The 5,747-nt window shown below is 53.3% G+C and carries 5 protein-coding genes and 1 pseudogene; all 6 read left to right on the plus strand.

The features are described from left to right. Nucleotides 1-264 (plus strand): annotated as a pseudogene (lpxD, locus tag FDW94_RS24150) (UDP-3-O-(3-hydroxymyristoyl)glucosamine N-acyltransferase); the annotation flags it as partial. Between the two features lie 103 nt (nt 265-367). Then, nucleotides 368-823 (plus strand): 3-hydroxyacyl-ACP dehydratase FabZ, encoded by a 456-nt coding sequence (gene fabZ / locus FDW94_RS11430; protein WP_003018528.1) that lies wholly within the window; start codon nt 368-370, stop codon nt 821-823. Nucleotides 824-826: 3 nt separating this feature from the next. Then, a complete protein-coding gene (gene lpxA, locus FDW94_RS11435; protein WP_003018525.1) occupies nt 827-1,615 on the plus strand; it encodes an acyl-ACP--UDP-N-acetylglucosamine O-acyltransferase in 789 nt (262 codons plus the stop codon). Continuing rightward, a complete protein-coding gene (gene lpxB, locus FDW94_RS11440) occupies nt 1,615-2,763 on the plus strand; it encodes a lipid-A-disaccharide synthase (protein ID WP_003829168.1) in 1,149 nt (382 codons plus the stop codon). Before lpxA ends, lpxB begins: the two co-directional genes overlap by 1 nt. After that, nucleotides 2,760-3,356, plus strand: coding sequence for a ribonuclease HII (gene rnhB, locus FDW94_RS11445; RefSeq protein ID WP_003018518.1), 597 nt, complete (start codon nt 2,760-2,762; stop codon nt 3,354-3,356). Before lpxB ends, rnhB begins: the two co-directional genes overlap by 4 nt. Nucleotides 3,357-3,380: 24 nt before the next feature. Continuing rightward, nucleotides 3,381-5,747 (plus strand): DNA polymerase III subunit alpha (gene dnaE, locus FDW94_RS11450; protein WP_249358449.1); only part of this gene is annotated, 2,367 nt, incomplete at its 3' end.

The raw sequence follows: 5,747 nt of genomic DNA on the forward strand, positions 1-5,747 counted from the left end.
ATGGCGGGTAGCCTGAAGATTGGCCGTTATTGCATGATTGGCGGTGCCAGCGTGATCAATGGGCATATGGAAATATGCGACAAAGTTACGGTAACTGGCATGGGTATGGTGATGCGTCCTATCACTGAACCTGGCGTCTACTCCTCAGGCATTCCGCTACAACCCAACAAGGTATGGCGTAAAACAGCTGCACTGGTGATGAATATTGATGATATGAGCAAGCGCCTCAAAGCGATTGAGCGCAAGGTTAATCAACAAGACTAAAGCACCGTTTTTGCATGTCTGACTTTTCGGCCTGTCCCATTCATACGATTGCGACAGGCCGTGTTATTATTGCCTTTTAGTATATTTTGACAGGAAGAGTATTTTGACTACTAACACTCATACTCTGCATATTGAAGAGATTTTAGAACTTCTGCCGCACCGTTTTCCGTTTCTGCTGGTTGACCGCGTGCTGGATTTTGAAGAAGGTCGTTTTCTGCGCGCAGTGAAAAATGTATCCGTTAACGAGCCTTTCTTTCAGGGCCACTTCCCGGGTAAACCTATTTTCCCTGGCGTATTGATTCTGGAAGCGATGGCACAGGCTACCGGTATCCTCGCGTTTAAAAGCGTAGGAAAACTGGAACCAGGCGAACTGTATTATTTCGCTGGTATTGATGAAGCACGCTTTAAGCGTCCTGTCGTGCCTGGCGATCAGATGATCATGGAAGTGACTTTCGAGAAAACGCGCCGTGGCCTGACCCGTTTTAAAGGGGTTGCGCTGGTCGACGGTAAAGTTGTGTGCGAAGCAACGATGATGTGTGCCCGTAGCCGGGAGGCCTGATACGTGATTGATAAATCCGCCTTTATTCACCCGACCGCCATTGTAGAAGAGGGCGCCAGCATTGGTGCCAATGCTCACATTGGCCCATTTTGTATTGTTGGACCCCATGTTGAAATTGGTGAGGGTACCGTACTGAAGTCTCACGTTGTCGTGAATGGCCATACAAAAATTGGTCGCGATAACGAGATCTATCAGTTTGCCTCCATCGGTGAAGTTAACCAGGATCTTAAATATGCTGGTGAACCGACCCGTGTGGAAATTGGCGATCGCAACCGCATCCGCGAAAGCGTCACCATTCATCGTGGCACAGTGCAGGGCGGTGGAGTGACGAAGGTGGGCAGCGATAACTTACTGATGATTAATGCGCACGTCGCGCATGATTGTACGGTAGGAAACCGCTGTATTCTGGCGAATAATGCCACGCTTGCCGGACATGTTTCGCTTGATGATTTTGTTATCATCGGCGGCATGACTGCGGTGCATCAGTTCTGCATCATCGGTGCGCATGTGATGGTTGGCGGCTGTTCTGGTGTAGCCCAGGACGTGCCTCCGTACGTTATCGCCCAGGGCAACCACGCGACGCCGTTTGGCGTCAATATCGAAGGTCTGAAGCGTCGTGGATTCACCCGCGAAGCGATTACCGCGATTCGTAACGCCTACAAAGCGTTGTACCGTAGCGGTAAAACGCTGGAAGAAGTGAAACCAGAAATCGCGGAACTGGCGAAACAGTACCCCGAAGTTCAGGCTTTCAGCGACTTCTTTGAACGCTCAACGCGTGGCCTGATTCGTTAATGACTGAACAGCGTCCTTTAACGATTGCCCTCGTCGCCGGAGAAACCTCCGGCGATATTCTTGGTGCAGGGTTAATCCGTGCACTCAAGGCTCGCGTTCCCAATGCGCGCTTTGTTGGCGTGGCGGGTCCGCTGATGCAGGCCGAAGGTTGTGAAGCCTGGTACGAAATGGAAGAGCTGGCGGTCATGGGCATTGTTGAAGTGCTCGGACGCCTGCGCCGTTTACTGCATATTCGTGCCGACCTCACTCGCCGATTCACCGACTTAAAGCCGGATGTTTTCGTCGGCATTGATGCGCCTGATTTCAATATTACCCTCGAAGGGAACTTGAAAAAACAGGGCATTAAAACCATTCATTATGTCAGTCCGTCCGTCTGGGCGTGGCGACAGAAACGCGTTTTCAAAATAGGCAGATCCACCAACATGGTGCTGGCCTTTCTGCCTTTCGAAAAAGCGTTTTATGACAAATTTAACGTCCCGTGCCGCTTTATCGGTCATACCATGGCGGATGCCATGCCGTTGGACCCGGATAAAAATGCGGCACGTGATGTTCTGGGCATTCCTCATGACGCTCACTGCCTGGCGCTACTGCCAGGAAGCCGCGGTGCAGAAGTGGAGATGCTCAGCGCCGATTTTCTGAAAACGGCGCAGCTATTACGCCAGCATTATCCGGATCTCGAAGTGGTGGTGCCGTTGGTGAATGCCAAACGTCGCGAGCAGTTTGAACGCATTAAAGCGGAAGTTGCACCGGAGCTTTCTGTACATCTGCTCAATGGTATGGGACGTGAAGCAATGGTGGCCAGCGATGCCGCACTGCTGGCTTCAGGTACCGCCGCGCTGGAGTGTATGCTGGCAAAATGCCCGATGGTGGTTGGCTACCGTATGAAACCCTTCACCTTTTGGCTGGCGAAGCGCCTGGTGAAAACGGATTACGTTTCGCTACCTAACCTGCTGGCGGGAAGAGAACTGGTTAAAGAGCTGTTGCAGGAAGAGTGTGAACCGCAGGCGCTGTCGCAAGCGCTGTTGCCATTGCTGGCAAATGGTAAAACCAGCCATGCGATGCACGACACATTCCGTGAACTGCACCAGCAGATCCGTTGCAATGCTGATGAGCAGGCGGCGGATGCGGTCCTGGAGTTAGCGCAATGATTGAATTTGTGTATCCGCATACGCATTTAGTGGCGGGTGTGGATGAAGTCGGGCGCGGCCCTTTGGTTGGCGCAGTCGTCACTGCTGCCGTCATTCTGGATCCGGCTCGCCCTATTATCGGTCTTAACGACTCAAAAAAACTGTCAGAAAAACGTCGCCTGGCGCTGTTTGATGAAATTAAAGAAAAAGCGTTAAGCTGGAGCCTGGGTCGGGCGGAACCGCATGAAATCGACGAGCTGAACATTTTGCATGCCACCATGCTGGCCATGCAGCGTGCGGTTGCGGGTTTGCATATTGCGCCCGAATACGTGCTGATTGACGGCAATCGTTGCCCGGCATTACCGGTACCGTCGATGGCGGTGGTCAAAGGTGATAGCCGCGTGGCAGAGATTAGCGCCGCATCGATTCTGGCAAAAGTGACCCGTGACGCTGAAATGGCGGCGCTGGATACGGTTTTTCCACAGTATGGTTTTGCACAGCACAAAGGCTATCCAACCGCATTTCATCTGGAAAAATTGGCACTGCATGGTGCGACTGAGCACCATCGCCGCAGCTTTGGCCCCGTCAAACGCGCACTGGGACTCTCGTCCTGATTCTTGTGTCGAAGGAATCTGAAGATGTCTGAACCACGTTTCGTCCACCTACGGGTGCACAGCGACTACTCCATGATCGATGGGCTGGCGAAAACCGGGCCGCTGGTGAAAAAGGCGGCCGCGTTAGGCATGCCTGCGCTGGCGATCACCGATTTTACCAACCTGTGTGGTCTGGTGAAGTTTTACGGAGCGGGCCACGGCGCGGGTATCAAGCCGATAGTTGGCGCAGATTTTCATGTCCGCAGTGAGCTGTTGGGCGATGAACTCACGCAGCTCACCGTGCTGGCCGCAAATAATACCGGCTATCAGAACCTGACGTTGTTGATTTCGAAAGCCTATCAGCGCGGCTATGGCGCAGAAGGACCGGTTATCGACCGGGACTGGTTGGTTGAGCTAAAAGAAGGTTTGATTTTGCTCTCCGGCGGTCGCATGGGCGATGTCGGACGCAGCCTGCTGCGCGGCAATAGCGCACTGGTTGACGAGTGCGTGGCGTTTTACGAAGAACATTTTCCCAATTGCTATTTCCTCGAACTGATTCGCACCGGCAGGCAAGATGAAGAAAATTATCTGCACGCAGCCGTAGAACTGGCCGAAACGCGTGGTCTACCGGTGGTAGCGACTAACGATGTCCGCTTCCTGGAAACCGGAGATTTCGATGCGCATGAAATCCGCGTGGCAATCCACGACGGGTTTACCCTTGATGACCCGAAACGCCCGCGTAACTATTCGCCGCAGCAGTACATGCGCAGCGAAGATGAGATGTGCGAGCTGTTCTCCGATATTCCGGAAGCACTGCAAAACACCGTCGAGATAGCCAAACGCTGCAACGTGACGGTGCGTCTGGGCGAATACTTCCTGCCGCAGTTCCCGACCGGCGATATGACCACCGAGGATTTCCTCGTGGCGAAATCACGCGAAGGGCTGGAAGAACGTCTCGAATTTTTGTTCCCTGACCCTGAAGTTCGTGCGCAGAAGCGCCCGCCTTACGATGAACGTCTGGAAGTTGAACTTAAAGTTATCAACCAGATGGGATTCCCTGGCTACTTCCTGATCGTTATGGAATTTATCCAGTGGTCGAAAGATAACGGCGTACCGGTAGGCCCGGGACGTGGTTCCGGCGCTGGCTCACTTGTCGCCTATGCGCTGAAAATTACCGATCTCGATCCGCTGGAATTTGACCTGCTGTTCGAACGTTTCCTTAACCCGGAACGTGTCTCAATGCCCGACTTCGACGTTGACTTCTGTATGGAGAAACGCGACCAGGTTATCGAGCACGTGGCGGAAATGTACGGTCGTGATGCGGTTTCGCAGATTATTACCTTTGGTACGATGGCTGCAAAAGCGGTTATCCGCGACGTGGGCCGCGTGCTGGGACATCCGTACGGTTTCGTTGACCGTATTTCGAAACTGGTGCCGCCCGATCCGGGCATGACACTGGCAAAAGCCTTTGAAGCCGAACCCCAACTGCCAGAAATCTATGAGGCAGATGAAGAGGTTAAAGCGCTGATCGATATGGCGCGTAAGCTGGAAGGCGTCACGCGTAACGCTGGTAAGCACGCCGGTGGTGTGGTTATCGCACCGACAAAAATTACTGATTTTGCGCCTCTGTACTGCGATGAGCAGGGGCTGCACCCGGTTACTCAGTTTGATAAGAACGACGTGGAATATGCCGGTCTTGTGAAGTTCGACTTCCTCGGCCTGCGTACGCTCACCATCATCAACTGGGCGCTGGAAATGATTAACGCGCGCCGTGAAAAGAACGGTGAGCCACCGCTGGATATTGCGGCTATCCCGCTGGATGATAAGAAAAGCTTCGATATGCTGCAACGCTCGGAGACCACGGCGGTCTTCCAGCTTGAATCCCGCGGTATGAAAGACCTGATCAAACGTCTGCAGCCTGACTGCTTCGAAGACATGATCGCACTGGTGGCTCTGTTCCGCCCTGGTCCGCTACAGTCGGGGATGGTAGATAACTTTATCGACCGTAAGCATGGTCGCGAAGAGATTTCCTACCCGGACGTACAATGGCAGCATGAGTGTCTGAAACCGGTACTGGAGCCGACCTACGGCATTATCCTGTATCAGGAACAGGTTATGCAGATTGCCCAGGAGTTGTCCGGGTACACCCTTGGCGGCGCGGATATGCTGCGTCGTGCGATGGGTAAGAAAAAGCCGGAAGAGATGGCTAAGCAGCGCGGCACCTTTGAAGAAGGGGCGAAAAAGCGCGGCGTAGACGGCGAACTGGCGATGAAAATCTTTGACCTGGTGGAGAAATTCGCCGGTTACGGATTTAACAAATCGCACTCCGCAGCCTATGCGCTTGTCTCTTACCAGACGCTGTGGCTGAAGGCGCATTATCCTGCTGAGTTTATGGCGGCGGTAATGACCGCC

Origin of the sequence: Citrobacter sp. wls757 (assembly GCF_005280935.1) — a bacterium.
In the GTDB taxonomy this organism is placed as follows: Bacteria; Pseudomonadota; Gammaproteobacteria; order Enterobacterales; family Enterobacteriaceae; genus Citrobacter; species Citrobacter portucalensis.

Coding starts and splice junctions, on each gene's coding strand:
- rnhB (WP_003018518.1), top strand. CDS start 2,760: ATGATTGAATTTGTGTATCCGCATACGCATTTAGTGGCGGGTGTGGAT.
- lpxB (WP_003829168.1), top strand. CDS start 1,615: ATGACTGAACAGCGTCCTTTAACGATTGCCCTCGTCGCCGGAGAAACC.